This is a genomic window from uncultured Oribacterium sp., assembly GCF_902481605.1.
GTDB lineage: Bacteria > Bacillota > Clostridia > Lachnospirales > Lachnospiraceae > Oribacterium > Oribacterium sinus.
This window is the reverse complement of sequence record NZ_CABSXI010000119.1, coordinates 1-2,595: the sequence shown is the minus strand read 5'-3', so window position 1 is coordinate 2,595 and position 2,595 is coordinate 1. Positions and strand designations below refer to the sequence as shown.

The following is a 2,595-nucleotide window of genomic DNA, read 5'->3' as shown; positions in this document are numbered from 1 at the left end:
GATCAGATTTTAGTTTTAAATAACGGGAAAATAGAACAACGAGGAAATCATGAAGAACTGATGAAGCAGGGAGGTTTGTATAAAACCTTGATAAGCATGAAAAATAAAGCAACTATTTGGAAGATTTCCAATTAGTGTGAAAGAGAAGGTTAAAATGAAACTATTTCAAGCCGCCATTTCCTTTTTTATACTGGAACTCGGAGGAAATTTACGATTACTTGCTTTGAGCACAGTGGTAAAAGGAGGATTCACCGTGTTATTATAGACTTTGAAATTGAATTTGTTCGTGAGGCATTTCCCGTAGCAGGTGATATTGCCATAAAATCCATGATGGGCGGATATCTTGTATGGGACAGAAAGGAGTCTGTAAGTGAGATTACTCATATTTGGTCCGGGAGTGATAGGCTCGCTGTATGCCTCGCTTTTTGCCGAAGCGGGTTTTGATACTACTGTTTATGCAAGAGGAGCCAGACTGGAAACACTCAAGAAAAAGGGGCTTCTTTATTTGAAAAGAGAAAAAGTTACAAAAGCAAATGTTTCTGTTTTGTCTGAACTCAAGGATGATGACAAATATGATTTTATATTCTTGACAGTCAGAGAGAATCAGTTATATCAGGCGCTTGAGGAACTGAAAACCAATAATAGCAAATGCATTGTAACAATGACAAATTCTATGGATGACTACAAGGAATGGGAGAATATTTGTGGGAAAGGCAAAATCCTTCCGGCATTTCCGGGCGCAGGAGGAAGGATTAAGGATGATGTATTGGATGCCACGCTTACTCCGAAAATCATTCAACCGACTACTTTTGCAGAGATTTCCGGAATGAGAACGGATAGAGTAAGATGCCTTTCTTTGATTTTTAAGCAATCGTCTATTCCATATCAGATAGTGAAAGATATGCACATTTGGCAGCTTTGTCATCTTGCAATGGTAGTTCCTATTGCAGATGCATATTATGAAGCGGATAACCCCGCAAAAGCCGGCTATGAACACAAGATTATGCGTAAGACAGCAAAAGCTCTAAAACGAAACCTCCAATTTGTGAGGAAAAACTGCGGTAAGTTATCCCCATGGAAAATGAATATCTTTTTGTTTGTGCCGCTGCCGATATTGACTTTTATTATGTCCTTTGTATATAGAAGTACTTTCGGCGAAAAGTTCATGTATCAACATTCGATAAATGCACCGGATGAAATGAGAGAATTACACAAGAAATTTTATGAGTACATGCAAAAGGTTACAAGTATAACTGAGGCTGAATCAATGCTTTAGAAGTAAAAGTAATGGAGGAATTTCAAATGGGATTCTGGATATTCATGTTCATTATGGTTTTACTTATTCCGTTAACTATGATTTTCTTCGGATGGCTACTTTTCAGGAAAACACCGAAAGAAATTAATTATGTATACGGATACCGAACAAAAAGGTCAATGATGAATGAGGAAACATGGAGATTTGCGAATCAATATTTTGGGAAAGCGTGGTATCTTTAGAGAAGATAAACAGAATTGACGGAGCTTTTTGAGTGAGATTTGTCAGTGCAATATAGAAAAAGGAAGACCAAATCTCTTAAGGAGGTGAGCAGATTTGAAGGAATATATTGCCGCATTAGAACAGGAATTTTCTTCGATAGAAAACGGTTTCAAGACGGAAGAAAGTAGAGCTTTACAGGATTTTCAGTCCCATGACTTTGCTTACAGCAAGGCTTTGGCATTTGCAGCTTTTCAATCTCCTGTTTATCAAGTAAGGATGTATGGGGTATTTCTTTTCGGCTACTTATCTGAAGATGAAGAAATCCTCCATTTTATGAAGGAAGAAGTTACAAAGGATGAGAACTGGAGAGTGCAGGAGATTTTAGCGAAGTCCTTTGATACCTATTGTAAGAAAATCGGAATGGAAAAAGCCCTCCTCACGATTACGGAATGGCTACAAAGCCCTGAGCCGAATGCTAGAAGAGCCGTTACGGAAGGGCTTAGAATCTGGACAAGCAGAGCCTATTTTAAAGATCACCCGGAAGAAGCCATTCGTCGTTTAGCCGCTTTAAAAGCGGATCCCAGTGAATATGTCAGAAAATCTGTGGGCAATGCTTTACGAGATATCAGTAAGAAATTTCCGGAGTTTATTCGTAAAGAAGTGGAGACTTGGTCCTTGGATAGCAAAGAAATCAAACAGGTTTATCACTTGGCGAGCAAATTGATCAAGAAGAATTAAGATCACACATGCATAATGAGGTAAAGTGGAAATGGCCGGAAGAGGTATGCTGAATATCAGCCAACTATCTACAAAATACAAAATTAAAAAAATGGGGGAAGAGGATATCTCCAGAATCTTAAATTTGGAGTACGGTAATCCCCTGTACTTTGCGTATTGTCCACCAAAGCCATGTAGGGAAACGGTGTTGAATGATTTAAAGGCATTACCGGAGGGGAAAAGCCTTGAGGATAAATTCTATATCGGTTTTTTTGAAAAAGACCGCTTGATTGCCATTATGGACTTTATTCTCTCCTTTCCGGAAGAAGATACGATTTTCATCGGTTTGTTTATGATGGACAGTAAAGAGTCCGGAAAAGGGAAAGGGAGCGCTATTATTA

The 2,595-nt window shown here is 38.5% G+C and carries 2 protein-coding genes and 2 pseudogenes; all 4 read left to right on the top strand.

Features of this window, described 5'->3' with window-relative positions:
* The first annotated feature begins 370 nt into the window (after positions 1-370).
* On the top strand, positions 371-1,276 hold the full coding sequence (locus RDQ32_RS11050) for a 2-dehydropantoate 2-reductase N-terminal domain-containing protein (protein ID WP_308580536.1): 906 nt from the start codon (positions 371-373) through the stop codon (positions 1,274-1,276).
* 26 nt (positions 1,277-1,302) lie between these two features.
* A pseudogene (locus tag RDQ32_RS11045) lies at positions 1,303-1,494 on the top strand (SdpI family protein); the annotation flags it as partial.
* A 97-nt stretch (positions 1,495-1,591) separates the two neighbouring features.
* Positions 1,592-2,215, top strand: coding sequence for a DNA alkylation repair protein (locus RDQ32_RS11040; protein ID WP_308580535.1), 624 nt, complete (start codon positions 1,592-1,594; stop codon positions 2,213-2,215).
* A 31-nt stretch (positions 2,216-2,246) separates the two neighbouring features.
* Positions 2,247-2,595: pseudogene (locus RDQ32_RS11035) on the top strand (GNAT family N-acetyltransferase); the annotation flags it as partial.